19 protein-coding genes are annotated in these 25,199 nt (G+C 67.1%); 6 read left to right on the forward strand and 13 right to left on the reverse strand.

Annotated elements, in window-relative coordinates:
- Window positions 1-129: 129 nt before the first annotated feature.
- From secA to ACWKSV_RS06430, 3 genes are all read right to left on the reverse strand, one after another.
- Window positions 130-2,874 (reverse strand): preprotein translocase subunit SecA, encoded by a 2,745-nt coding sequence (secA, locus tag ACWKSV_RS06420; RefSeq protein ID WP_056437924.1) that lies wholly within the window; start codon window positions 2,872-2,874, stop codon window positions 130-132.
- Window positions 2,875-2,983: 109 nt separating this feature from the next.
- Entirely contained in the window at window positions 2,984-3,244 is a 261-nt protein-coding gene (locus ACWKSV_RS06425; RefSeq protein WP_076716613.1) for a hypothetical protein, read from the reverse strand.
- Window positions 3,245-3,440: 196 nt separating this feature from the next.
- Entirely contained in the window at window positions 3,441-4,280 is an 840-nt protein-coding gene (locus ACWKSV_RS06430; protein ID WP_076716615.1) for an energy transducer TonB, read from the reverse strand.
- 82 nt (window positions 4,281-4,362) lie between these two features.
- On the opposite strand from ACWKSV_RS06430, the gene argJ reads away from it, so the two are divergent.
- Window positions 4,363-5,589, forward strand: coding sequence for a bifunctional glutamate N-acetyltransferase/amino-acid acetyltransferase ArgJ (gene argJ, locus ACWKSV_RS06435; protein WP_076716617.1), 1,227 nt, complete (start codon window positions 4,363-4,365; stop codon window positions 5,587-5,589).
- A 5-nt stretch (window positions 5,590-5,594) separates the two neighbouring features.
- Window positions 5,595-6,206 carry a glutathione S-transferase family protein gene (locus tag ACWKSV_RS06440; protein WP_076716619.1) on the forward strand — a complete coding sequence of 204 codons (612 nt, stop codon included), beginning with the start codon at window positions 5,595-5,597 and terminating at the stop codon, window positions 6,204-6,206.
- A gap of 161 nt (window positions 6,207-6,367) precedes the next feature.
- Here the strand turns inward: ACWKSV_RS06440 and trxA are convergent, their stop codons facing one another.
- The 9 genes from trxA to ACWKSV_RS06485 all read right to left on the reverse strand — a co-directional run bounded on the left by trxA (window position 6,368) and on the right by ACWKSV_RS06485 (window position 20,138).
- Complete coding sequence (gene trxA, locus ACWKSV_RS06445) at window positions 6,368-6,688, reverse strand: thioredoxin (protein WP_007404159.1); 321 nt, start codon at window positions 6,686-6,688, stop codon at window positions 6,368-6,370.
- 52 nt (window positions 6,689-6,740) lie between these two features.
- Window positions 6,741-10,199, reverse strand: coding sequence for a double-strand break repair helicase AddA (gene addA, locus ACWKSV_RS06450; RefSeq protein ID WP_076716621.1), 3,459 nt, complete (start codon window positions 10,197-10,199; stop codon window positions 6,741-6,743).
- 138 nt (window positions 10,200-10,337) lie between these two features.
- On the reverse strand, window positions 10,338-13,292 hold the full coding sequence (gene addB / locus ACWKSV_RS06455; RefSeq protein ID WP_076716623.1) for a double-strand break repair protein AddB: 2,955 nt from the start codon (window positions 13,290-13,292) through the stop codon (window positions 10,338-10,340).
- Window positions 13,285-14,040: a nucleotidyltransferase family protein gene (locus ACWKSV_RS06460; protein ID WP_076716624.1), complete on the reverse strand. Its 756-nt coding sequence runs from the start codon at window positions 14,038-14,040 to the stop codon at window positions 13,285-13,287. The genes addB and ACWKSV_RS06460 overlap by 8 nt, the downstream gene beginning before the upstream one ends.
- Entirely contained in the window at window positions 14,037-15,005 is a 969-nt protein-coding gene (locus tag ACWKSV_RS06465; protein ID WP_083706779.1) for an aminoglycoside phosphotransferase family protein, read from the reverse strand. Before ACWKSV_RS06465 ends, ACWKSV_RS06460 begins: the two co-directional genes overlap by 4 nt.
- Window positions 15,002-15,448 carry a tRNA (adenosine(37)-N6)-threonylcarbamoyltransferase complex ATPase subunit type 1 TsaE gene (gene tsaE / locus ACWKSV_RS06470; protein WP_076716628.1) on the reverse strand — a complete coding sequence of 149 codons (447 nt, stop codon included), beginning with the start codon at window positions 15,446-15,448 and terminating at the stop codon, window positions 15,002-15,004. Before tsaE ends, ACWKSV_RS06465 begins: the two co-directional genes overlap by 4 nt.
- The gene (locus tag ACWKSV_RS06475) at window positions 15,445-17,817 is read right to left on the reverse strand and encodes a sensor histidine kinase (RefSeq protein ID WP_076716629.1); all 2,373 of its coding nucleotides are present in this window, start codon (window positions 17,815-17,817) and stop codon (window positions 15,445-15,447) included. The genes tsaE and ACWKSV_RS06475 overlap by 4 nt, the downstream gene beginning before the upstream one ends.
- Window positions 17,818-17,975: 158 nt before the next feature.
- Window positions 17,976-19,394, reverse strand: a complete 1,419-nt coding sequence (gene ahcY, locus ACWKSV_RS06480) for an adenosylhomocysteinase (RefSeq protein ID WP_056437950.1) — start codon at window positions 19,392-19,394, stop codon at window positions 17,976-17,978.
- Window positions 19,395-19,556: 162 nt separating this feature from the next.
- Window positions 19,557-20,138: a YqgE/AlgH family protein gene (locus ACWKSV_RS06485; RefSeq protein WP_076716631.1), complete on the reverse strand. Its 582-nt coding sequence runs from the start codon at window positions 20,136-20,138 to the stop codon at window positions 19,557-19,559.
- A gap of 105 nt (window positions 20,139-20,243) precedes the next feature.
- Here ACWKSV_RS06485 and ACWKSV_RS06490 point away from each other — a divergent pair, with 105 nt between their 5' ends.
- The 4 genes from ACWKSV_RS06490 (at window position 20,244) to ACWKSV_RS06505 (ending at window position 23,099) form a co-directional block, all read left to right on the forward strand.
- Entirely contained in the window at window positions 20,244-20,723 is a 480-nt protein-coding gene (locus tag ACWKSV_RS06490) for a peroxiredoxin (RefSeq protein WP_076716632.1), read from the forward strand.
- 115 nt (window positions 20,724-20,838) lie between these two features.
- Window positions 20,839-21,057 (forward strand): hypothetical protein, encoded by a 219-nt coding sequence (locus ACWKSV_RS06495; RefSeq protein ID WP_056437961.1) that lies wholly within the window; start codon window positions 20,839-20,841, stop codon window positions 21,055-21,057.
- Window positions 21,058-21,136: 79 nt separating this feature from the next.
- Entirely contained in the window at window positions 21,137-22,573 is a 1,437-nt protein-coding gene (locus ACWKSV_RS06500; protein WP_076716634.1) for an AMP nucleosidase, read from the forward strand.
- 73 nt (window positions 22,574-22,646) lie between these two features.
- Complete coding sequence (locus tag ACWKSV_RS06505; RefSeq protein ID WP_076716636.1) at window positions 22,647-23,099, forward strand: hypothetical protein; 453 nt, start codon at window positions 22,647-22,649, stop codon at window positions 23,097-23,099.
- Between the two features lie 209 nt (window positions 23,100-23,308).
- Here ACWKSV_RS06505 and ACWKSV_RS06510 read toward each other — a convergent pair whose 3' ends face one another.
- Window positions 23,309-25,147: a M2 family metallopeptidase gene (locus ACWKSV_RS06510; RefSeq protein WP_083706667.1), complete on the reverse strand. Its 1,839-nt coding sequence runs from the start codon at window positions 25,145-25,147 to the stop codon at window positions 23,309-23,311.
- Window positions 25,148-25,199 lie beyond the last annotated feature (52 nt).

Consider the following 25,199-nt stretch of genomic DNA (forward strand, 5'->3'; position numbering starts at 1 on the left):
AGTCCGACCTCGCCAGCGTTGACACTCCTCCACCAGCTTCGCTGGTCCCTATCTCCTTGCAGGGGAGGAATATAAAAAGGGCGGCGAACCGAAGCCCGCCGCCCTCTTACGCTACCGATCGAAAAACGATCAGGCCGTCACCGCTCCGTGGCAATGCTTGTACTTCAGGCCCGAGCCGCACGGGCACGGCGCGTTGCGGTTGACGCGACCTTCCCACTGCGAAGGATCGGTGCCCAAATCCATGCCCTCGGGTTGCGGGATTTGCATCGGCGGCATCTGCGGCTGGAGCAGCCCGCGCGCAGCCGCGTCCCAATCGTTCGTATTGTCCTCGCCGGTGAACGGATCGAAGTGCGAAGTGATGAAGTCCGGCAGTTCGGGAAGCTCCGGCGGTGCCTGCAACTGGAACTGGGCATAGGCGATGGTGCGCGTCACATCCTCGCGGATATTGTCGAGCATCCGCTGGAACAGCGAAAACGCCTCGTGCTTATATTCGTTGATCGGCGTCTTCTGCGCATAGGCGCGCAGGTGGACGACCTGGCGCAGCGCGTCCAGCGTCGCCAGATGCTCCTTCCAGTGATGGTCCAGATTCTGGAGGAGGATCGACTTTTCGACGCTGGTCCAGGTGTCGGGCTCCAACTCCTTGGCCTTGGCCTCGACCATCGCATCGGCCTCGGCGGAGACGCGCTCGAGGACAATCTCCGGGTCGATCGCTTCCTCGGTCATCCAGTCGTCGATCGGCGGCTCGAGGTTCAGCAGGTCCTTCAGCTGCTGCTTCATGCCCGCGACATCCCACTGCTCGGGATAGCTGTTGGGCGGGCAGGCGGTGCCGACGATCGCATTGACCGTCTCGGCGCGCATGTCGGCGACGACTTCGCCCACCGTCTCGGCATCCATGATGTCGGCGCGCTGTTCGTAAATGACCTTGCGCTGGTCGTTCATCACGTCATCATATTCGACGACCTGCTTGCGAATGTCGTAGTTGCGCGCCTCGACCTTCTTTTGCGCGGTCTCGATCGCCTTGGACAGCCACTTGCTGCCGATCGCCTCGCCATCCTCGATATTGCTGCGCATCATCTTGGCGAACAGCGTGTCCGGGCCGAAGATGCGGAGCAGATCGTCGTCCAGGCTGAGGTAGAAGCGCGACAGGCCCGGATCGCCCTGACGGCCCGAACGGCCGCGCAGCTGGTTGTCGATGCGGCGGCTTTCATGGCGTTCGGTGCCCAGCACGAACAGACCGCCCGCCTCCAGCACCTTCTGCTTTTCGGCGACGATCTCGGTGCGGATGCGGGCGGCCGCCTCCTCATATTCCGGCGTGCCCTCGACCAGATCGGGATGCTCGTCGAGCATTCGGAATTCCAGGTTGCCGCCCAGCTGGATGTCGGTGCCGCGACCCGCCATGTTGGTCGCGATGGTGACGGCGCCCAGACGGCCCGCCTGCGCGACGATATGCGCCTCCATCTCGTGATAGCGGGCGTTCAGTACCTTATGCGGCACGGCTTCCTGGGTCAGGAATTCGCTGAGCAGTTCCGACTTCTCGATCGACACGGTGCCGACCAGCACCGGCTGCCCCTTGGCGGCATGATCACGGATCTTCTTGGCGATCGCCAGGAACTTGTCCTGCGTGTTCTTGTAGAACTCGTCCTCCTCGTCGACACGCGCGATCGGCACGTTGGTCGGGATGGTGACGACGTTGATCTTGTAGATGTCGTAGAATTCGCCCGCTTCCGTCGCGGCGGTGCCGGTCATGCCCGAAATCTTCGGGTACATGCGGAAATAATTCTGGAAGGTGATCGAGGCCATGGTCTGGTTCTCGGGCTCGATATTCACGCCCTCCTTCGCCTCGACCGCCTGGTGCAGGCCTTCCGACCAGCGACGCCCGTCCATCATGCGGCCGGTGAATTCGTCGATGATGACGACCTTGCCGTCCTTCACGATGTAATCGGTGTCGCGCTTGAACATCATGTTCGCGCGCAGCGCCTGGTTCAGGTGATGGACGACCTGCGTATTCTCGAAATCATACAGATTCTCGCCCTGGAGCAGCCCGGCCGCCTCCAGCAGGCGCTCGGCGCGCTCGGTGCCATCCTCGGTCAGGATGATCGACTTCTGCTTCTCGTCCTTCTCGTAATCGTCGGCGGTCAGCTGCTTCACGATCGCATCGACGCCGATATACAGTTCCGACTTGTCGTCGGTCGGGCCGGAGATGATCAGCGGCGTGCGCGCCTCGTCGATCAGGATCGAGTCCACCTCGTCGACGATCGCGTAGTTGAAGGGGCGCTGCACCATCGACGAGCGCTCATACTTCATATTGTCGCGAAGATAATCGAAGCCGAACTCGTTGTTCGTGCCATAGGTGATGTCGGCGTCATAGGCCGCGCGGCGCTGCGCATCGTCCAGATTGGGGATGATGGTGCCGGTGGTCAGGCCCAGGAAATTATAGACCCGGCCCATGGTCGCGGCGTCGCGGCTGGCCAGATAGTCGTTGACGGTCACGACGTGCACGCCCTTGCCGGGCAGCGCGTTCAGATAGGTGGCGAGTGTGGCGACCAGGGTCTTGCCCTCACCGGTGCGCATCTCGGCGATCTCGCCCCGGTGGAGCACGATGCCGCCGATCATCTGCACGTCATAGTGACGCTGGCCCAGCACGCGACGCGCGGCCTCGCGCACGGTCGCGAAGGCTTCGGGCAGCAGGCTGTCGAGCGTGGCGCCGTTATCGAGCTGTTCGCGGAACTTCACCGTCTGCGCGGCGAGCTGCGCGTCGGTCATCGCCTCCATCTCGGGCTCGAACGCGGCGATCTTGGCGACGGTCGGCTTGAGCGACTTGACGTAACGGTCGTTGGACGAACCGAACAGGGACTTGGCGAGGCCGCCGAACATAAGCGATTTCCTGACTGAAATATCGTGAGATGGGCGCAGCGCCGGTGGAAGCGGGGCGCGCGCGACTGCAATGGGAAAGGAATGGGGTCGGCCATGGCCGACGCCGGGGCTATTCGCGCCGACGGCCCATGAAGATCGCAGCGATCGGCCGGGGCGTGACCGCCCGGAACATACCGAGAGGTTCGGCGCTATCTACCAGCGCGACAAGCGCCTGCACCGGCCGCGTCGCGGCGCGCGCAACGGCGGCCTGCTTGGCGGCGGCCACGATGCAGCGTTCGGCAACGACCCCCCGCGCCTCCTGCCCACGCGCACTCGCACCCACGCCGGTCAGCGCGGACAAAAGAGCGGAAAGGAGCAGAAGCAGGTTCATGCGAAGCTTGTCTTAGGCAGATACGCGCGGCGCGTCCATCCGTTGCATGGCATCGCGCGCCGTAGGCGACATCATCGTTTGTCGAGCGGCATCTGCCACCGGACATTGAACGTCCGGTATACACCGATGACCGCGAGCACGAGGTTGCGAAGCCCGACCCCTGCGCCCCAGATGCGCTCCCGCTCCAGCATGTCCCTTATTCTTCGGTTGGGAAGCGATAGCCGAGGCGGACCAGCGCATCGACCTGCGACACGGCGACAGCGGGTGTCGCACCGGGGCCCGTCTCCGTCTGTCCGTCACAGGGCGATGGAATGGCCATACCCTTTTCCCAAAGGCGCAGGTCACGCTTGCAATCGATGAAGCGTCCCTGCGACGTCACGCCATATGTGACGTTCATATCGCTGAGAAGGGTCAGGTCCTTTGGCCAAAGCGCGGGATCGTGAGCCGCCGCGTTTGGGGCATAATCGACCAGGAAGCGCCCTTCGAAGCGGCGTGTGACGGGCTTCCCGGTCTGGCGGGTAATGGCATCGATCAGGCGACGGGCCATCCCGTCGCACATGGGGCCGCTCCTTGCGACCAGCGGTTGCTGCGATGGCTTTCCGCCCTCGCATTTCAGGACGCGCCCATCGGGTTCGGCGACGAGACGCAGCGTTACCGGCATGGTCGCCGGGTCTTCCGACCCACCACCACCGGGCAATTGCCATCGTATTCTCAGCGAATAGCGGCTCGGCACCGGCTTGCCCCGGGCGTCCTTGGCTGGAGAGAACAATCCAGCGCCAGTTACCGTAAGCCGACAGGTTTGTATGGCAAGGTTCTGAGATGCCGCCTCGACCACCTTGCATTCGGTCACACGTCCGGCCGCGTCGATCTCGAGATCGACGATGACCCGGCCCTGCTCGCCCGCTCGAAGTGCGGAGGGAGGATAATTGTCAGGACCGAAGAGCGTTCGCATGACCTCGCCGGAAATCTGTGCCTTCGGCTCTTGCTGAGCCGAAGCCGGGAGCGCGATCGCCGCCATCGCCATCGCTACGATCATCCTATGAAATCCCCCGAAACCACGACTGTCACCAGATATCACCCGTTGCAGCGCGCGCGCGCAAGCGGCAAAGCACGGGGCCATGAGCATCGCCACCTCTCCCCTCGCCCAGCCCTTTCCCGCTTTGCCCGCGATCGACGGCGTGACGCTGCGCGTTGCCCGCGCGCAGTATAAGACGTGGGATCGCTGCGACCTGACCTTCGTGACGCTGCCCGAAGGGACGAGCGTGGCGGGCGTGCTGACCACCAGCAAATGTCCGTCGCCGGAGGTGGAATGGTGCCGCAAGGCGCTGGTTCTGGGCCAGGCCCGTGCGCTGGTCGTCAATGCGGGCAATTCCAATGCCTTTACCGGCCACCGGGGTCGCGCCGCCGTCGAGGCCATCGCCGCACGCACCGCCGTCGCGATGGAGTGCCAGCCTTCGGACGTGTTCGTCGCCTCGACCGGGGTGATCGGCGTGCCGCTGCCCATCGACAAGGCGGAGGCAGGCCTCGACGCCGCCTTCACCGCCGAGCCCTGTGGCTGGCAAGACGCCGCCGCGACGATCATGACCACCGACACCTTCGCGAAGGGCGCGACGACGACCGCCGTCGTCGATGGCCGCACGGTGACGCTGGCGGGCATCATCAAGGGTTCGGGCATGATCGCGCCGGACATGGCGACGATGCTGGGCTTCATCTTCACCGACGCGGCCGTCGCGCCGGAGTTCCTGCAACGTGCGCTGAGCGCCGCCAATGGCCACAGCTTTTCGTGCATCACGGTCGATGGCGACACATCGACCAGCGACACGGTGCTGGCCTTTGCGACGGGTAAGGCGGGCAATGCGCCGCTGATCGATGACGAGAGCGACGGGGCGGATGCCTTCCGCGCGGCGCTGGCCGATCTGTGCCATCAACTCGCGCTGCTGGTCGTGCGCGATGGCGAGGGTGCGACCAAGCTGATCGAAATCCGCGTCGAGGGCGCGGAGAGCGACCGTTCGGCGCACCGCATCGCCATGTCGATCGCCAACTCGCCGCTGGTAAAGACCGCGATCGCGGGCGAGGACGCCAATTGGGGCCGCGTCGTCATGGCGGTCGGCAAGGCGGGCGAACCGGCCGAGCGCGACAGGCTGTCGATCCGCTTCGGCGAGACGCTGGTCGCTAAGGACGGCTTGGCGGTTGAGGGCTATGACGAAGCGCCCGTCGCCGCACACCTGAAGGGACAGGAGATCGCTGTCGGCGTCGATCTGGGCCTGGGTGAAGGCGTCGCGACGGTTTGGACCTGCGACCTGACCCATAGCTATATCTCGATCAACGCCGATTACAGGAGCTGAAGCCGATGCTGACCATCTGGGGCCGGATCAACTCGCACAACGTCAAGAAGGTCGTCTGGCTGGCTGAGGAGATGGGGCTGGCCTATGACCGACGCGATGTCGGCGGGCCATTCGGCATGGATGAGGCGTACCGCACGCTCAATCCCAATGCGCTGATCCCGACGATCGAGGATGACGGCTTCGTCCTGTGGGAGTCGAACAGCATCCTGCGCTATCTGGCGGCGACGCGGGGTGGAGAGGCTTTCTATCCCGTCGATCCGCAGGCCCGCGCCTCTGTCGAGCAGTGGATGGACTGGGGCTTCACCTGGGCGGATGCGATCCGACCGATCTTTTTTCAGATGGTGCGCACGGCCCCCGAAGCGCGCGACACCGCGCTGATCGAGCGGAGCGTGGCACGGGCGGCGGGGCTGTCGGCGATCCTCGACGATGTGCTGGCGCGGCAGGAATGGCTTTCGGGTGATTCGTTCGGCGTCGGGGATATTCCGGTCGCGGCCTATGCGAATACGTGGTTCCAGCTGCCGGTCGAGCGGCCTTCGCGGCCCAATCTGGAGCGCTGGTATGCGGCATTGCGGGAACGTGCGCCGTTCCGCGACGTGGTGATGATCCCGCTGAGTTGAGCGGACGTTGGTATCGTTGAGACCTCCTGCCTTCCCCCATCCCCTCCCGTTTACGGGAGGGGAGCGCCCAGACCATCGTCCCGGACAAAAAAAGCCCCTCCCGCAGGCGGGAGGGGTTTGGGGAGGGCACCGGGCCTCGCAGAGACCGTCATGCCGCTATATTACAGCGCGCCTTCCAGCCAGGCCTTGATCCGGCCCTTGGGCTCGGCACCGACCTTGGTCGCGGCGGCGGCACCGCCCTTGAACAGGATCATCGTCGGAATGCCGCGCACGCCGTAACGGCCCGGCGCGTCGGGATTGTCGTCGATGTTCAGCTTGGCGATCGTCACCTGCTCGCCCAGTTCTTCCGACAGCTCTTCCAGCGACGGGCCGATCATCTTGCACGGTCCGCACCATTCGGCCCAGAAATCGACCAGTACCGGCTTGTCGGAGTTCAGGACGTCCGCTTCAAAGCTGGCGTCGGTGATCTGCTTGGTTGCCATAGTCTCAATACTCCTTGGATTGTCATCCATCTAGGACGCGCGCGTCAGTCGCTCAACCATCAAGCGTCAAGCTTTGCTCCCGGTCGCGATAGCCGGGCTTGTGCGCGGCCAGCAGCGCATCCGGCACGGTGACCAGGCGCGGACCCGCCGTGTAGAGCAGCGCCACCGACACGCGCCGCCCCGGAAAGATCACCTCCAGCGCGGCGGCATAACCCGCCATCTGCGCCAGATGGAATGCGGGCACATCGTCGATCCCGCCGGGCGCGCGCCGCCCGGTCTTATAGTCGATTAGGCGTATCTCGTCGGCATTGATCAGGAGACGGTCGACCCGACCCGACACGACGAGACCATTGGCCAGCGTCGCCGCGATCGGCGCTTCGGCTAGCGAACCCGGCCCGAACAGCGGCGCATAGGCTGGATCATCGAGGATCGCGAGGACCGCCCCCGTCACGTCCGCGCGCATGGCCGGATCCTCGACCCCTGCCGCCTGGGACAGCCAGCGCTCGGCCGCCCCGCGCCGCTGCTCCGGCACCACCGGCGGCAGACGTTCGAGCAGACAGTGGATCAACCGCCCCCGCTCGGCGGCGGCGCGCATGGCGGGCGTGGGGGGCGGATCGGCGACCATGTCCTCGCCCAGCTGCGACGGTGCGAGCGGGCGCGGCGGCCGCGACTCCTGCGGCGCGGGCGCATGAACCCAGTCGGGCAGCCGCGTCTCCTCCCGCGCCGTCGCCACGACCACGGTGCCGGGGCGGGCCACGACCGGCGGCTGTGGCTGACTGCCAAGGAACTGGCGCGACTGGCCGTCACCCGGCTCGACCTCGGGCACACCCAGCGCAGTCATCGCGCGGGCGCAGGTCGCGTACCAGCTGTGCATCGGCGGCACGCCCGCCGCTCGCTTGCCCAGCGCCCCCGCGACCACCAATTGCTCCTCCGCCCGCGTCGCCGCGACGTAGAAGAGCCGCCAATGCTCGGCCAGTTCACGCGCGGCGATCTCGGCGGCGACGGCATCCAGCGGCCCGCCCCGTTCCTCGGCGCGCGGCGGGAAGACCGGGATCGGCAATGCCCCCGGCTCTGGCGTCCAGCGCAGGATCGAGCGGGGGCTTGCGGTCGGATCGGCGGTTGCGTCGGCCAGGATGACGAGCGGCGCCTGCAACCCCTTGGAACCATGCGCGGTCATCACCCGCACGGCATCGAGCGGCGCGGACGGATCGCGCACGATCTCGACATCGCCGCGATCGAACCAGTCGAGGAACCGCTGGAGCGAGGGCGTCGTCGTGCTCTCAAAGGTCAGCGCGGCGTTGAGCAGTTCCTCGATCGGATCGCGCGCCTCGGTCCCCAGCCGCCGGATCAGCTTGCGCCGCCCGTCGAGCGGTCCGGACAGCAATTCCTCCAGAAACTGGTAGGGCGTCGACACATCGGCACGCGCCAGCATCTGGCGGAGCGGGGCCAGATCGTCGGCGGGCAAGGTTCGCGTCAGATGCGCCCAGAGCGATCCCCGCGCCCGGTGCCCGGCCGCCATCAACCGATCCTGCGACCAGCCGATCAGCGGCGATACCAGCAGCGACGCCAGCGACAGGTCGTCCTCGGGCTGAAGTGCGAACCGCACCGTCGCCAGCAGATCCTGCACCGCCAGCGGCGCGTTCAGCCGCAGCCGGTCGACACCCGCCACCGGCACTCCCTCGGCATAGAGCCGTGCGACGATCAACGAGGCGAGGTCGCCGCGCCGCTTGACCAGGATCATGATGTCCTGCGGTTCCAGCCGACGGCCCTTGCTCTCCAGCATGACGCCGTCGTCCAGCCAGCGTCGGACGGCGCGCGCGATGTCGGTTGCGACCTTGCGCACCGCATCGTCGATCCAGCCTTCCTCGTCCTCGTCGCTACCGCCCGCCACGACCGGCGGCCAGAGCGTGACGCGGCCGGGGCCCTTCACCTCGCTCGCATGGCGCTCCACTTCGCCCGCCATGCCCATGCCCGGCTCGCCCAGCGCCTCGATGGCGGCGTCGACGAACTCCAGGATCGGCGTGGTCGAACGGAAACTGTGAGTCAGTGACAACTGGTTGAACGGCAGGCCGCGTTCCTCGGGCGGCCATTCGTCATCGCCCGCCACCTCGTCCGCGCGGCGCGAGAAATGCAGCTCCGCCGCCTGGAAGTTGATCGGGTCGGTGCCCTGGAAACCGAAGATCGCCTGTTTGTGATCGCCCACGGTGAACAGCGTTCGCGTGGACGGCGCATAAAGGCCGCGCCCGACGAAAAACTCGTCAGCCAGCGCACGCACGATCCGCCATTGATGCGCGTTGGTGTCCTGCGCCTCGTCGATCAGGACATGCTCGGTCACTTGGTCGAGCTTGTAGCGGACCCATTCACCGATGCCGGGCCGCTCCAGCAGCTCGACGGTGGTGCGGATCAGGTCGTCGAAATCGACCGCCCCGATGGCGCGCTTCGACAAGGTATAGGCGCGCGCATAGTCACGCCCCACACTCAGCGCATCGGCGAGCAGATCGGCATGACGCGCCCGCGCCGCCAGACCCAGCAAATGGCGGCAGGTCTCACCCAGTTCGCGCGCCATGTCCTCATAATCGGGATCGGCGTCGGTCAGCTTCTTGGACGCCTTGCGCGGTTCGCCCTTGGCGGTGAAGACCGTGCCCATCAATTCTTCGAGCAGCGCCACCCGCCCCGCCCGGTCGCTGCCGATCCAGCGCTCCAGCGTCGTCGCCGCCTTGTCGCCGGTCGCGGTGCCCCAGGCCCGGTTCGCCCCCGCCAGACGGACGACCGCGTCCTCGTCGATTTCCTCGACACCCTCGGCAATCGCCTCGTCGATATCCCCCGACGGCAGATCGAGCGCACGGCGGAGCCAGGGCTGGATGCCGGTGGGCATCGCCTCCAGCGCACCCGGCGCGCGGGCGCAGGCGGCAAGGAAAGCCTCCGCCCCGCCCTCGCCCAGCCGCAGCGAGAGTGCGCCGACCGTCTCGACCGGGCCGACACGGCCCTCGCGCTCGGCGGTTTCGAGCATGCGCGCCAGGGCTTCACGCGCTAGCACCGCTTCCTCGCGCGCCTCCAGCGGGCGGAAGCCCGGCGCAAGCCCGGCCTCGACCGGGAAGGCTGCGAGCAGCCCCTGGCAAAAACCATGGATGGTCTGGATGCGCAGCCCGCCGCCCGGCGCGTCGAGCACACGGGCGAACAGGGTCCGCGCCCGGTCGCGCAGGTCCGGCGTCGGCGTTTCGCCCAGCGCCTTCAGGTCGCGGAACAGCTCGGTCTCGGGCATCCGCACCCAGGCGGCGAGGCGTCCGTTGATCCGCTGCGCCATTTCGGCGGCCCCGGCCTTGGTGAAGGTCAGGCACAATATCGCCTCGGGCGCGACGCCGCGCAGCAGCAGGCGGAACACGCGCGCAGCGAGCACCTGCGTCTTGCCGGTGCCCGCCGAAGCGGACAGCCAGACATGCGCGGCGGGGTCGCTCGCGGCGGCCTGGTCGCCCTTGAGCGGGGGAAGATTGGCCATGGGACGGGCGCTCATGCGGCATGCTCCGGGCCGCGAGAGTCCCGTGCGCTTTGACTTCGCTCAGCGTGAACGGAGGTAGGACCCAAGCCCCCGCTCCGTTCGGCCTGAGCGAAGTCGAAGGCCACGCCGTTACGTGCTAACACAGCCCAGGATTTACCGATCACGGCCATACCATTCATCCCGCCGCATCAGCTGGTCATATTCCGCATAGGGCGCATATTCGGGCACCAGTTTCGCGGTAAACAGCGCATCGCCGGTCAACCACTGCCCCGCCGCCTCGGCGAAGTTCGCCGCCGCGATGGACACGAACTCGTCGGTCCGTATCCGCTCGCGCTTGCCATCGGGGTCGACCGGGGTGGCGATATAGCCCAGCCCCTCGCGCCCGCGCCCCAGCGACCAATATTCGAATCCGCCCGCCTTGCCGGACACATTCTCGAACCCGCCCCGCTCGGCGATCAGGCCGAGCAGGCCGAGTTGCAGGCTGAACCCTTCGCGCACCGCCGTCGTCGAGGGCGGCTTGCCGGTCTTATAGTCGATCACCACCAGCGACCCGTCCGCCGCCTTGTCGATCCGGTCGAACCGGCCGGTCAGCGTCACGCCCGCCAGCTTGGCCTCGCCCTTGCCCTCGGCGCTCAGGACATGGCGGCCCTCGCCCGCCTTGGCGGCGACTTCGGCGGCGATCCAGTCGATCGCCTCGATCAACCGGGGCTGCCACAGCGCGCGCATCATCGGATGAGTCCGCTGGTCGCGCAGCATCGCCAGCGCGCGGGGGCGCAGCGCCTCGACATCGCAAGCGTCCTTCTTCCACCACATCTCCAGAATGTCGTGGACGGCGGTCCCGCGCCACGCCGCGCTGGGGTCGGCATCCACCGGGTCGAGCGGTGACAGGCGCAGCACCCGGCGCGCATAAAAGGCGTAAGGGTCGGCCTTGAGCCGGTCGACCTCGGTCACCGAGATCGTGGTGGGCCGGAGCGCAGCGGGCGGCTTGGGCGCGGGCCGGTCGACGGGCGCGTAATCGTCCGGTCGGTCTAGTTCGACCGCCCAGCGCGCCAGTGAGGGATGCACCTCGAACCGCTCGCCCGCCATGGCCTGAAGCCGCAACCAGAAGCGTGAGGCCAAAGTCGGTCCGCTCGCATCGCGGCGCGCGCGGGTCAGGATCGCGCGGGGTGCCCCCATCGCCTGTGCCAGATCATGCGCGGCGATGCCGATCCGCTGCTCCAGCCCGACCAGGCCCAATAGCGAGCGGATACGCGGCGCCAGCCACGGGTCCGGCGCAGGCCGCCCCGGCCAGACGCCCTCGTTCAGGCCGCCCGCGATCATCAGATCGGCGGTCTGGAGACGTGCCTCGATCGGCCCATAGATGGCCAGGCGGGGATGCTGGCCTTCGCGCGGGATGGCGCGGATCGCGATCTCATCGAACAGGCTGCGAAGCAGCGCGGGCAGCTCGGCGGGATCGACCCGGGCGGGGCCGTGATCGGCCTCTTCCTCGTAACCCGCCAGGAACTCCGCTGCCGCGCGACCAGCGGGGCCGGTCCATAGCGCATCGCCGCACAGGGTCTGCCCGCATTCGCGCAGACAGGCGAGCAGGCTGCGCAATCCCTGCGGCCCATCGCCAAAGGTTCGACCCACGGCCTCCAGCATCGGCGCGGCCTTGGTCCAGAAGGCGGAAGCCGTGGGCTTGTCGGCGACATGCGCGGCGATGCCGTCGAGCCCCGGCGCCGGACGCGGCCCCCTGAGCGCCCGGTCGAGCGCACGGACGCCGTCGAGCCACTCCACCCGCTCCATCTCGCCACGGATCAGCGGGTGCTTGAGCAAAGCGAGCAGCGGCAATGGCGCGAAATGCTGCGCCGCCGCTTCGGCCAGTTGAAGCAGGAAGGTGCCCGGCAACAGGATCGACAAGGGCCGCCCTGCCGTATCGTCGATCAGGATGTTCCAGCGCCGACAATGCGCCGCCACGCGCCGCGCCAGCGCGCGGTCGGGGGTGACGAGCGCGGCGGTACGGCCCGGCTCCTCGACCGCTTCGCGCAGTGCCAGCGCGATCGCCTGCGCCTCTTCGGCGGGGGTGGCGAGTTCGATGGTGGAGACACCCGACAGCCGCCGGTCCTCAGCGGGCAGGTCGGTCCATTTGCCGGTAAAGTCGGCCGGGGCCATGGCATTGGCGATGGCACGGCCCCGCGCGGCCCCCGCGTCATAATCACCACCGCCACGCCACACCGTCACCTCGCCGCGCCCGACGCCCATCCGGTCGAGCAGGAGTTTCAGCGCATATTGCGGGTGCGTCTCGATCGAGCGGCGGGTGCGGCCCGTCTCGGGATCGGGCTTATGGGGCCCCAACGCATCCCATTCCTCGTCGGGCATGGTCAGGTCCAGCCCGGCGAACACCACCGAGCCGCCCGGCATCTCCGACACGCAGCGCAGCAGCCGCGCGACCGCAGGCGCGGTATCGGTGACACCCGCCGCACACACGAACCCGGCGGGCTGCGCCTGCGCCCAGCGCTTGGCCGTCCGGTCGAGCAGCAAGGTGCGGCGCTTCGCCGCATCGATCCGCCCCATCCGCTCCAGCACCGCAGGCCAGCGGTCGAGCACCACGGAGAAAGTCGCCAACGCCGACTGCCAATGCTCGGTCAGCTCGGGGCCCAGGTCGAGTGCGGCGAGTTCGGCCGGATCGACCTCCTCGACCAGCATCTGGTCCAGCGTGCGGGCCAGATCGCCCGCCAGCCGAACGGCTTCGGCCGCCGTCACTGGCTGGCCCGCGCGCTGCCGTTCCTGCTCGACCAGCCGCGCCAGGATCATCCGGCGCGCGGAGGGCGCGATGGCGGGCGGCGGGGGTGCTTCGGCATCGGCGGGGTCGAGCGCGGAGCCCGCCGCCTCGCCCAGTTCGGGATCGCCCAGCGCGACCATGCGCGGCAGGATCAGGCCGCCGCCACTCGCGCGGACAAACGCCTCGGTCACCGCGCGGACGCCGCGATTGGTCGGCAGCAGGATCATGCCCTGCGCCAGTGTCAGCGGATCGCCCCCGCTGCGCCGCATCAGCCCGGCGACCAGCGCATCGGCAAATCCACGATGCGCCGGAATGGTGTGCAGCCTCGGGCGGCGTGGCTCACCCATCCGCGAGGATCAGCTCCGTCTGCGGGATGGCGCGCGGGGTGCCGACATCGAACCACAGCCCCTGATGCACCTGCCCGAAGGCGCGACCCGCCTCGATCGCGCGGTTCCAGAACAGGTTGGTCGAGAAGGGCCCCTCGGGCGCGTCGGCGATCAGGCGCGGGTGCAGGATCTGAAGCCCGGTATAGGAAAAAGGCGCGACCCGGCCGCGCTGACGCCGCGCGGTGATCCGGCCATCGGCGCCAAGGTAAAAGTCGCCCTGCCCGTTATGATTATGCGCCCGCGCCAGCGGCACCATCAGGAGGAGCGCGTCCATCGTCGCCTCGTCCCAGCGCGAGGCGAGCAGGCGGATCGCGTCGACCGGCCCGTCGATCCACAGATTGTCGCTGTTGACGACCAGGATCGGATCGTCGCCCAGCAGGGGCTTGGCCTTGACCAGCCCGCCGCCGGTTTCGAGCAACTGCTCACGCTCGTCCGAGATGATGACTTCGATCCCCGGAAAGCGATCTTTCAGATGCGCTTCCAGCTGGTCGGCGAGATAGTGGACATTGACCACCGCCCGCTTGATCCCCGCCGCGACCAGCCGGTCGAAGACATGGTCGATCAGCGGCTTGCCCGCCACCGACACCAGCGGCTTGGGGCGCGTGGCGGTCAGCGGACGCATCCGCTTGCCCAGCCCCGCCGCCATCACCATCGCGGTACGCGGCACCCGGCCCGAAGGCGTGGGACGAAGCGAGAGTTGCCGGGTCATCGGGACAGTACCTTCGGGTCGCCGCGCAGCTCGGGCGGCACATTGTCATCGAACCAAGCGGCCACCGGCGCCAGCACCGGCTGCGACAGATCGCGTTCCAGATAGGCCCAGACGCGCGGGCACAGCGCAGCATAACGTGGCTTGCCGTCGCGCTTCCAGAGGCGGGTGAAAATGCCGACGATCTTGGCATTCCGCTGGGCGCCCAGCACGTGATAGGCGTTCAGGAAGGCTTCGCCTTCGCCGGTCGCGGCCAGATAGCGCCTGAGCATCGCCTCTTCGATCGAGGGCTCGACATCGCGCCGCGCATCCTGGAGCAGCGAGACGAGGTCATAGGCCGGATGCCCGGCCAGCGCGTCCTGGAAGTCGAGCAGACCGAGCGTCCGCCCGGGCCCGACCAGCATCAGATTCTCGACATGATAATCGCGCAGCACGGTGACGGGCTTGTCCGCCAGCGCATGGGCGAACACCTGATTCCAGGCGACGCGATAACCCTCGATATCGACATCCAGGCCGACGGCGGGCGTGTACCATTCGGGCAGGAGCGCCGCCTCACGATGAAGGACGGCGGTGTCATAGGGCGCCAGCCCCTCGGGCGCGTGGTTGCGCAGCGCGGCCAGCAGGTCGACCGCATCGCTGTAGAGCTGCACCGTCGCATCGGGATCGGCCTCGATCGCCTCGCGCATCCGGTCGTCGCCGAAATCCTCGATCAGGACGAGGCCGCGTTCCTCGTCCGCACCCAGGATCGTCGGCGCAGCAAAGCCCTTGCCGACCAGCCAGCGGGCGATGGCGATGAAGGGACGCGGGTCCTCATGCGGCGGTGGCGCGTCCATCAGGACGGCGCGGCGCGCCCCCTGCGTCACCCGGAAATAACGGCGGAACGAGGCGTCTCCGGCGAGCGGGGCGATCACCGCCCCCTCCCATCCCAGCGTCGTCAGAAAGGCGGGCGCATCCGCCGGAGGGGTCATATCGGCCATCGGTTTTCCCAGCCCGAGGGGATCTTTGCTGTCAAGATACGTCCGCCGCCCGGATCCAACTCGATGGTCAGCGCCAGCGCCTGCGGCCAGGCGCCCTCGCCTGCCCGGTCGGGCCATTCGACGATCAGCGCGGAGTCCCACAGTGCCTCGTCCAGCCCAAGTTCCTCCATCTGCTCCGGCCCGTCGAGGCGATAGAGATCGACATGCAGGACCGGTATCATGGTCTCGGGCGGGGCATAGGGCTGGACGATGGCAAAGCTCGGGGATGGGGCCTCACCGGGCAGGCCGAGCGCGGAGAGCAGCCCGCGCGCCAGGCTGGTCTTGCCCGCCCCCAGCGTGCCGGTCAGCGTCACCACATCGCCGGGGCGGAGATGCGCCGCCAGCCGGCGTCCGAATTCCTCGGTGGCGGCGGCATCGGCCAGCCGGATCGTCATGGATTTTCCTTTTCCGCCACGCGCCGGGGCAGTTCGACGGTGACCAGCGTGCCCTCGCCCGGTTCGGACAACAGGGTGACGGTGCCGCCATGCGCCTCGACGAATTTCTTGGCGAGCGGCAGGCCGAGGCCCAGCGCACGCTCGCCGGTCGCCTTGATCCCTGGCTCGGCAAAACGATCGAAGGCACGCGCGACGGCTTCTTGGTCCATCCCCTGCCCGTCGTCCGACACCACGATCCGCGCGCGCGCCGAATCACCATCGGCGTGAAGCAGGATGCGCCCGCCCTCCGGCGTCTGTTCGACCGCATGGCGCAGCAGATGCTCGATCGTCTCCTGCAACCGGCGACGGTCGCCGGTGATCCGGCCGAGCGAGCGATGCACCTCGACCGCGAAGTCGAGCTTGCGGCGTCCCGCGATCGGCCGGATCGTATCGGCCGCCGCCCGCGCGACGCGGGCCAGTTCGACATCCTCGCGCGCGATGCCGCCATCCGCCTGGTCGCGGGTCAGGTCGAGCACATCGTCGACCAGCAGGCCTAGCCGCTCCGTGGATTCGAGGATCGCCTCGACATAGCTCGTCGCCGTCTCCGGCAACGGTCCGGCGAACCCGCCATGCAGCATCTCGGCAAAACCGCTGATCGAGGTCAGAGGCGTGCGCAGCTCATAGCTCATATTGGCGACGAAGGCGGTCTTGACCTTGTCCGCCGCCTCGAGCGCATCAGCACGATCCCGCAAGGCTTGTTCGGCGCGGCGGCTGTCCGTAATGTCGAGCAGCGTGAACAGCGCATTGCCATCGGGCAGCGGCACGCCCGCAAACTCGAAATGTCGCCCATCGGCAAAGGCGACCCGCCCGCCGCGCTGCTGCCGCTCGATCGTCGCGGAGCGGACCAGATCGACGATCAGCGCCGAACGGCCCGGCGTCGCCAGTCGCTCCGCCACGCGCTCGGCAAAGGCATCGACACGCGGATGGCTGGTCAGGAAATCCTCCTCCAGACCCCAGAGCGCGCGGAAGCGGTTGTTCCACAGCTGCAACCGACCATCGGCGGCGAACACGCCCAGCGCCTCGAACAGATTGTCGAATGTCGCGGTACGAACCCGCAACAGCGTGTCGCGCGCGGAGGCCAGCTGCACCTCCTCGGTCCGATCCTCGAAGATCATCAGCAGGCCGCCGTCGGGCAACGGTTGCGCCACGACGCGCAAATGCGTGCCGCCGGGCAGATGCCATTGCTCCTCGATCCCGCCGCTCGCCTGCCGGAACCAGCCGACGCGCTCCGCCTTCCAGCCGGGGAAGTCGCGGACTTCGGGACTGCGATTGGCCTCGCGCATCCGCTCCAGGATACGGTCGAATTCGGGATGGTCGGCCAGCCACTCGGCGCGCATCGCGAACATGCGGCGGAAGGGCTGGTTGCAGAAGACGAGGCCGCGATCCGGTCCGAAATGCGCGACCGCCGCCGACAGCCGGTCAAGCATCGCGCGCTGCGCCTCGGCAAAGCGCTTCGCGCCCGCGCGCGACTGTTCCAGATCCTCGATATCGACAGCAAAGCCCGCGATGCCGCCGGTCGGCAGCGGCACGTCAAAGATGCGCAGCGCCCGGCGCGCGCCGTCGATGGTGGCGGGCAGGACCTGCTCGTGTGGCCGCCCCTGATCCCGCGCCGCCGCCGCGCCCGCCAGCGGACCGCCGCGCCCCGACCCCTCGACCAGTTCCAGGCCGCGCCCGACGACATCGGCGGCGTCCCGTCCCTCCACCGCTTCGACATAAGCGGTGTTGACCATGGCGAGGCGCAGATCGGTGCCGCGATACCACATGGGTAACGGGGCGGCCTCGATCAGTCCGGTCAGCGCCTGGAACGCATCGCCAAGCCGCCGGGCCTCGCCGTCGAGCCGGACGATCTCGTCCTGCGTCTCGGTCATGTCGAAGACCCATATGACGACCTCTCCGGCCGCGCCCTGATGCGCGGGCGCGCGGGCACCGTCGAACAACAAGGTGCGCACCGATTCCTGTGGCCGGACGATCCGGCGGAAACGGCGTCCGGTCTTCTGCGCGGCGTTCAGATCGGCGGCGAGCAGCGCCTTGTCCTCAGGCGTAAGCCCGGCGTCTTCATAGGCCAGTTCCTCGAGGAAGCGCGCCACATCGGCCAGACCCAGCCAGTCGGCCAGCCGCCGGGGCATTTCGATCCGCCCGTCGCTGCGGATCACCATCGCCTGGGCGGGACCGGCGCGCAGCATCGCGTCGAGCCGGTCCCGCTCCAGCCGTACCGTAGACGCCTCCGCCCGGGCGCGGACGCCCAGATAGAGCAGCACCATGCCGATCACGATCAGGGCACAGGCGCCTGCACCCAACAGGACCGCCTCGGTATCACCGATCGCAATCATCCGAGAAAGGCCGGGCCGAAACGCTGCATCCGCCCATCTCTAGCCCGATCGGCACGCGATACGCCATAACGAAGACGCAGAGCCGTGGGACGCAGCCAAAGAAAAAGGGCCGCCCTTTCGGACGGCCCTTCTCGTTCGGACAAAGCCCGAAGACGGGATCAGTAGCGGTAATGATCCGGCTTGAACGGACCTTCGACCGGCACGCCGATGTAAGCCGCCTGCTTCTCCGACAGCTTCGACAGCTGGACGCCCAGCTTTTCGAGGTGGAGTGCGGCGACCTTCTCGTCGAGGTGCTTGGGCAGGACGTAGACTTCGTTCTTGTAGTTCTCGCCCTTGGTCCACAACTCGATCTGGGCGAGCGTCTGGTTGGTGAACGAAGCCGACATCACGAAGGACGGGTGGCCGGTCGCGCAGCCCAGGTTCACCAGGCGACCCTTGGCCAGCACGATGATCTGCTTGCCGTCCGGGAACTCGACCAGGTCGGTGCCGGGCTTCACTTCGGTCCACTTGTAGTTCGACAGCGCCGCGATCTGGATCTCGCTGTCGAAGTGGCCGATGTTGCAGACGATCGACATGGGCTTCATCGCCTTCATGTGATCGGCGGTGATGACGTCGGCATTGCCGGTCGCGGTGACGAAGATGTCGGCGCGCTTCACGGCCTCATCCATGGTCACGACCTCGAAGCCTTCCATCGCCGCCTGCAGCGCGCAGATCGGGTCGATCTCGGTCACGAGCACGCGCGCGCCGCCATTGCGCAGCGACTGGGCCGAGCCCTTGCCCACGTCGCCGAAACCGGCGACTGCGGCGACCTTGCCCGCCAGCATGACGTCGGTGGCGCGACGGATCGCGTCGACCAGCGATTCCTTGCAGCCATAGAGGTTGTCGAACTTCGACTTGGTGACCGAGTCGTTGACGTTGATCGCCGGGAAAGGCAGCTCGCCCTTCTTCGCGATCTCGTACAGGCGGTGAACGCCGGTGGTCGTCTCTTCCGACACGCCCTTCAGGTTCTTGACGGTCTGGGTCAGATAGCCAGGCTTCTTGGCAATGAACGCCTTGACCGAACGCTGGAACTCGACCTCTTCCTCATTCTCCGGTTCGCCGAAGGTCTGGCCGGCTTCCAGCTTGGCGCCCCAGAGCGCGAACATGGTCGCGTCGCCGCCATCGTCCAGGATGATGTTGGCGGTTTGACCCTCGACGTCGCCGTCCCAGGTAAAGATGTCGCCGACATAGTCCCAATATTCGGCCAACGTCTCGCCCTTGACGGCGAAGACGGGCACGCCGCTCGCGGCGATCGCGGCGGCGGCATGGTCCTGGGTCGAGTAGATGTTGCAGGTCGCCCAGCGGACGTCGGCGCCGAGCGCGGTCAGCGTCTCGATCAGCACGGCGGTCTGGATCGTCATGTGCAGCGAGCCGGTGATACGCGCGCCCTTGAGCGGCTGTTGAGCGCCGAATTCGTCGCGCAGGGCCATCAGGCCGGGCATCTCGGTCTCGGCGATCTTGATCTCGGCGCGGCCGAAATCAGCCAGGCTGATGTCCTTGATGACGTAATCGTTCTTGGTGGCGGCAGTCGTGGACACGACGAAACTCCGTGCAAAATGGGGCCGACCAAGACGTAGCGCGCACGCCGATCGGCACGGCGCCCGCCTTAGCGGTGATCGCCTTAGGGATCAAATATAAAGATATCTTTATATCGTTGAGCGCATCGCATTCCTCCCCTGCAAGGGGAGGAACAGGATCGTTCAGGCCCTGCCGCCGCCCGTCACCAGCTGGCGCGGATCGACACCGGCCGCGCCGTAGGCCGCCTGCCAGCGGTCCTCGGCGGGCACGTCGAACAGGATGCCCGGCTCGCCACCGACGTTGAACCAGGTGCCGGGTTCGCGCAGCTCCTGCTCCAACTGACCCGCATCCCATCCGGCATAGCCCAGCGCTACGACCCATTGCTTCGGCCCGTTGCCCTCGGCGATGGCGCGCAGCACGTCGACCGTGCTCGACAGCACCCAGCGGCCGCCGACATCGACGCTGTCCTGTCCCTGCCAGTCATGGCTGTGCAGAACGAAGCCGCGCCGCGGCTCGACAGGTCCGCCATAATGGACCGGCGCGTCGGGGATATCGCCATGCGCGATCTCGAACTGGTCGAGCAGCGTATGGAAGCCGATGCCGTCGATCGTCGCGCCCAGCCCGATGCCGAGCGCCCCGCCCTCGTCATGGGCGCATACGGCGATGATGGCATGATCGAAACGGGGATCGCCCATGCCGGGCAGGGCCAGCAGGAATTGGCCGGAAAGATAGGTCAGTTGATGCACGCCACCGACTATAGGCATCGTCGCCCCACCTCGCCATGCTTGAAATCTATAAGGTCTCTGCGCCATGAACGCCGCGTGGCCCGGCATGGTGCCGTGGCAAATCCCCCGCGAAGGATCCGCACGATGACGATCAAGGTCGGAGACCGCCTGCCTAGCATCACGCTGGTCAAGGTGACGCCCGAAGGCCCCGAACAGGTCAACACCACCGATTATTTTGCGGGCAAGCGCGTCGCGCTGTTCGCGGTGCCCGGCGCCTTCACCCCCACCTGCTCGGCGCAGCACCTGCCCGGCTTCATCGCCCAGGCAGAAGCCGTCAAGGCCAAGGGCGTAGACGAGATCGCCTGCACCTCGGTCAACGACGTGTTCGTCATGAAGGCCTGGCGCCAGACCAACAATGCCAGCGAGATCACCATGCTGGCCGACGGCAATGCCGATCTGGCCAAGGCGGTCGGCCTGACGCTGGACGGGTCGAAGTTCGGCATGGGCACGCGCAGCCAGCGCTACACGATGCTGGTCAACGACGGCGTGGTCGAACAGCTGTTCGTCGAGGCCCCGGGCGAGTTCAAGGTCAGCTCGGCCGAGCATCTCCTCTCGGTCCTCTGATCGGCCCTGCTGATCCGGTCGGTCGCACGGCCGGTCGGATCGGGGGTGGAACAGTGCTGGAGGCTCCGGCGTTTTTTGCCCATCGAAGGATCGGCACAATGAGAGGAGCCTTGCCATGACCACCTATGTCCCACCCGAAAAGCAGGCACAGGCAAAGAGCTTCACCGAAAAGGCGCAGGGCGCCGCCAAGGCGGCCGGCGACAAGGTGAAGGAACACCCCTATGCCGCCGCCGGAATCGCGGCGGGCGTCGCGGCGGCCGTCGCCGGTGCGGCGTTCGGCGCGTCGAAGCTGCGCACGCCCGGTGACGACGAGAATTCGGCACTGGGGGCCTGACCCCATGGCGCGGGTGTGGGCGATCCGATGTCGCGCGCACCCGCTTGCCAGCCCGGTAAACAGGGCTTAGCTCTGGACGATGACTCACGCTGTCCAGATCGTCGAAGAACTCGACCGCCTCTATACCGCCTCCGTCACGCGTCTGAAGGAGGCGTTGACCCTCTATCTCCGTGACGGCACCGCGCCCACGCTGGAAGACCGTGCGCATGGTTGTTTCGCCTATCCCGAAATCCGTCTGATCTATCGCGGCGAGGGCGGGCGCCCTGCCCCGATGCGGTCGTTCGGCCGACTGGTGTCGCCCGGTGACTATCGGATCAGCGTCACCAAGCCCGCGCTGTTCAAGGATTATCTGGTCGAGCAACTGACGCTGCTGATCGAGGATTACGACGTCTCGGTCGAGGCGGTGCCCGGTCGCCAGGAAATCCCCTTCCCTTATGTCCTCGACCCCGGCCATGCGTTGAGCCTGGACACGGTATCGGCGGCCGAGTTGGCGCGCTTCTTCCCCGCGACCGAGCTGGCGCATATCGGTGACGAGATCGCCGACGGCCTTTGGATGAATGCCGACGGCAACCGGCCGCTGGCGCTGTTCGACGGGTTGCGCACCGACTTCTCGCTCGCACGCCTGCGCCACTATACCGGCACCCCGCCCGAGCATTGCCAGCGCTTCGTGTTGTTCACCAACTATCACCGCTATGTCGATGAATTCGTTCGCTGGGGTGCGTCGCAGCTGGGCGAGGGTTCACGCTTTACCGCCCTGTCCGGCGCGGGCGGCGTCGTGATCGAATGGCCGGAGGATGTCGACAAGATCGTCACCGACAGCGCGTGGCGGCGGCACCAGATGCCCGCCTATCATCTGGTCGCCAAGGACGGCACCGGCATCACGCTCGTCAATATCGGCGTCGGCCCGTCCAACGCCAAGACGATCTGCGACCACCTAGCGGTCATGCGGCCCGAGGCGTGGCTGATGATCGGCCATTGCGGTGGCCTCCGCCCCAGCCAGCGGATCGGCGACTATGTGCTGGCGCATGCCTATCTGCGCGACGACCATGTGCTGGACGATGTGCTGCCGCCCGAAATCCCGGTGCCCGCCATCGCCGAGGTGCAGGTCGCGCTCGCCAAGGCCGCCGAGATCGTCTCGGGCCAATCGGGTGACGAGCTGAAGCGTCGCCTGCGTACCGGTACGATCGTCACCACCGACGACCGCAATTGGGAGCTGCGCTATTCCAAGTCGGCGTTGCGCTTCTCGCTCAGCCGCGCGGTCGGGATCGACATGGAGTCGGCGACGATCGCGGCGCAGGGTTATCGCTTCCGCGTCCCCTATGGGACACTGCTCTGCGTGTCGGACAAGCCGCTGCATGGCGAGCTGAAGCTGCCGGGCCAGGCCAACCGTTTCTACGAGCGCGCGATCAGCGAACATATGCGGATCGGCATCGAGACGTGCGAACAACTGCGTCGGGAAGGCAACAAGCTGCACAGCCGCAAGCTGCGCGCGTTCAACGAGCCGCCCTTCCGCTGACAAGCAACCGGGGGCGGGTGGAAGCGTTACGGTGACGAACCGAAGCTGCTTTGTTTGAATGGGGGATTTCGTCATGGTCGATACCACGGACCCGAAAACGCCACGCCCGCCCCGCCGCCGCGCCACGCCCAAGGCAGCCGGCACGCCCACGCCGCGCAAGCGTCCGGCGCCCAAGCCCGCCCCTGTCGAGGAGGAACCGGTCGACGCGGCCACCTTGGAGGACGCGGAGGATGCGGTGGCCGAGGCCCCCAAGCCCGTGCCCAAGCCCAAGGCGCCCCCCAAGCCCCGTTCGACCAAGCGCACGGCGCCTCGCAAGGCACCCCCGCGCAAACCGGCTGCCATCAAACCAGCCCCCGCGCCTGCCTTGGGCAAGCACGGGCTAGACCGGGTCGGCGGCAAATGGGGCGTGGCCTCGATCCTGGGCAGTCTGGCAGCAGCGGCCGGACTGACGGCGGCGCTGCTGTCGCTCAAGGGCAGCACGCCCAAGCGCGACAAGGGCAAAGACAAGGACGGCGAGAAGGACTGATACCAGCAGCCGTTCGGCCTGAGCAGACGCTGGTATAAACGCCCCTCCACCACCGCTTCGCGGCGGTCCCCCTCCCCATCGTAGATGGGGAGGATTTGGAGGAATGCCGTCTCAATTCCTCCCCAAGCTGCGCTTGGGGAGGGGAACCGCTCGCGACAGTGAGTGGTGGTGGGGCAGGCAACGCCAGCGGCGGAACATACCCCCCAGCCTCACCAACCCTGCGGCTTGCCCTTATTCTGCTGGTCCAGCCACGTCTTCAGCGGGGCGAAATACTCGACCAGCGCCTTGCCCGACATCTTGCGGCTGCCGGTGAACACCTGTAGCGCGTCCGGCCACGGCTTGGACTGGCCCATGGCCAACATCGCGTTCAGCTTCTTGCCGACCTCCTTGTTGCCATAGAAGGAGCAGCGGTGGAGCGGGCCCTTCCACCCGGCCTGCTGGCACGCCGCCTTGTAGAACTGGAACTGAAGCACCCGCGCCAGGAAATAGCGCGCATAGGGCACGCCCGCCGGGATATGGTATTTGGCACCCGGATCGAACTTCGTCTCGTCGCGCGCGACCGGCGGCACCACGCCCTGATATTTCAGGCGCAGCGCATCCCAGCCCGCCTGATATTGCCCGGCCGGGATCTGGCCCGAGAAGACGCCCCAGCGCCATTTGTCGATCAGCAGGCCGAAGGGCAGGAACGCCACCTTGTCCATCGCCTGACGCAGCAGCAGGCCGATATCCTTGTCCGCACTGGGCACGCGGGCCGGATCGAGCAGGCCGATCTTCACCAGATAATCGGGCGTGATCGACAGCGCGACGGTGTCCCCGATCGCTTCGTGAAAACCGTCATTCGCGCCGTTCTTGTAGAGGAACGGCTGATCCTTGTACGCGCGCTGGTAATAATTATGCCCCAGCTCGTGATGAATGGTCACGAAGTCGTCGGCATTGACCTTCGTGCACATCTTGATCCGGATATCGTCCTTATTGTCGACATCCCAGGCCGAGGCGTGGCAGATAACCTCGCGGTCGGCGGGCTTGACGATCTGCGACCGCTGCCAGAAGGTCTGCGGCAGCGGCGCGAAGCCGAGCGAGGAATAGAAGCCCTCGCCCGCCTTCACCATCTTGATCGGGTCATATCTCTTGGCCTTCAGCAGATCGCCGGTGTCATATCCGACATCGCCCGCCCCCTTCGGCGCGACGAGGTCATAGATATTGCCCCATTCCTGCGCCCACATATTGCCGAGCAGATCGGCACGGATCGGGCCGGTCTTGGCCTGCACCGTGTCGCCATATTTCTCGTTCAGCTTCCAGCGGACATAAGTGTGGAGCGCCTTGTACAGCGGCTCCAGCTCGCCCCAGATCCGGTCGGTGACCTGCGCGAACTGTTCGGGCGACATGTCATAGCCCGAGCGCCACAGCGACCCGGCATCGACATAGCCCAGCTCCTTGGCGCCCTGGTTGGCCAGCGCGGTCATCTGGGTGTAATCGGCCCGCATCGGCGCGCCGACATTGTCGTGCCAGCTGACCCACATTTCCTTCAGTTTCGCCGGATCGCGCTCGCTGCCCATCGCGGCCTCGATGTCCGATCCGTTGATCGGCTGGCCGTTCAGCACGCCCTTGCCCTTGCCATAGGAGGAGGACATGCGCGTCGTCAGCATCGACAACTGTGCCGAGGCCCCCGGCGTGGTCGGCGCGGGCAAGGTAATGCCACCGCGCAACAGGTCCAGCTTGCGCTTGGTGTCATAGGACAGGCCCGGCAGCGCCTGATAACGCGCCGCCCCCAAGCCGTAGCGGACGGCGAGATCGGTCATCTCCGCGCCCGACGCGGCGGCCAGCGCATCGGTGTCGTCGGTGATATAAGTCGCATTGACCCAGGCGACCTGCTGCGCACCAACAGATTTTTCGGCCAACGTCTTCTCGGCCTCGGCAACGAAGGCATCCGCCCCGGCGACGGTCGCGGGCGGCTGCGTTGCCGGCGCGGCGGGGGCCGCAGTCTGGGCGTGAGCGGCACCGGCCAGCACAAAGGCAAGTACGGCGCCGGAAACGGCGGAACGGATCATGCTATCCCCCTAACATTCTGAAACGCCCTCGAAACGGGGCGGATGGCGCGCA

The sequence above is a fragment of the Sphingomonas sp. SphC10 genome (assembly GCF_057004845.1).

Excerpts from the sequence above, each read along its gene's own strand:
- ACWKSV_RS06425 (WP_076716613.1), bottom strand. The coding sequence starts at position 3,244 with ATGAACCTGCTTCTGCTCCTTTCCGCTCTTTTGTCCGCGCTGACCGGC.
- addA (WP_076716621.1), bottom strand. The coding sequence starts at position 10,199 with ATGAGCGCCCGTCCCATGGCCAATCTTCCCCCGCTCAAGGGCGACCAG.
- ACWKSV_RS06440 (WP_076716619.1), top strand. The coding sequence starts at position 5,595 with ATGCTGACCATCTGGGGCCGGATCAACTCGCACAACGTCAAGAAGGTC.
- ACWKSV_RS06495 (WP_056437961.1), top strand. The coding sequence starts at position 20,839 with ATGACCACCTATGTCCCACCCGAAAAGCAGGCACAGGCAAAGAGCTTC.
- addB (WP_076716623.1), bottom strand. The coding sequence starts at position 13,292 with ATGGGTGAGCCACGCCGCCCGAGGCTGCACACCATTCCGGCGCATCGT.
- ACWKSV_RS06500 (WP_076716634.1), top strand. The coding sequence starts at position 21,137 with ATGACTCACGCTGTCCAGATCGTCGAAGAACTCGACCGCCTCTATACC.
- ACWKSV_RS06505 (WP_076716636.1), top strand. The coding sequence starts at position 22,647 with ATGGTCGATACCACGGACCCGAAAACGCCACGCCCGCCCCGCCGCCGC.
- ACWKSV_RS06485 (WP_076716631.1), bottom strand. The coding sequence starts at position 20,138 with ATGCCTATAGTCGGTGGCGTGCATCAACTGACCTATCTTTCCGGCCAA.
- argJ (WP_076716617.1), top strand. The coding sequence starts at position 4,363 with ATGAGCATCGCCACCTCTCCCCTCGCCCAGCCCTTTCCCGCTTTGCCC.
- ACWKSV_RS06510 (WP_083706667.1), bottom strand. The coding sequence starts at position 25,147 with ATGATCCGTTCCGCCGTTTCCGGCGCCGTACTTGCCTTTGTGCTGGCC.
- secA (WP_056437924.1), bottom strand. The coding sequence starts at position 2,874 with ATGTTCGGCGGCCTCGCCAAGTCCCTGTTCGGTTCGTCCAACGACCGT.
- ACWKSV_RS06430 (WP_076716615.1), bottom strand. The coding sequence starts at position 4,280 with ATGATCGTAGCGATGGCGATGGCGGCGATCGCGCTCCCGGCTTCGGCT.
- trxA (WP_007404159.1), bottom strand. The coding sequence starts at position 6,688 with ATGGCAACCAAGCAGATCACCGACGCCAGCTTTGAAGCGGACGTCCTG.
- tsaE (WP_076716628.1), bottom strand. The coding sequence starts at position 15,448 with ATGACGATCCGGCTGGCCGATGCCGCCGCCACCGAGGAATTCGGACGC.
- ACWKSV_RS06460 (WP_076716624.1), bottom strand. The coding sequence starts at position 14,040 with ATGACCCGGCAACTCTCGCTTCGTCCCACGCCTTCGGGCCGGGTGCCG.
- ACWKSV_RS06465 (WP_083706779.1), bottom strand. The coding sequence starts at position 15,005 with ATGACCCCTCCGGCGGATGCGCCCGCCTTTCTGACGACGCTGGGATGG.
- ACWKSV_RS06475 (WP_076716629.1), bottom strand. The coding sequence starts at position 17,817 with ATGATTGCGATCGGTGATACCGAGGCGGTCCTGTTGGGTGCAGGCGCC.
- ACWKSV_RS06490 (WP_076716632.1), top strand. The coding sequence starts at position 20,244 with ATGACGATCAAGGTCGGAGACCGCCTGCCTAGCATCACGCTGGTCAAG.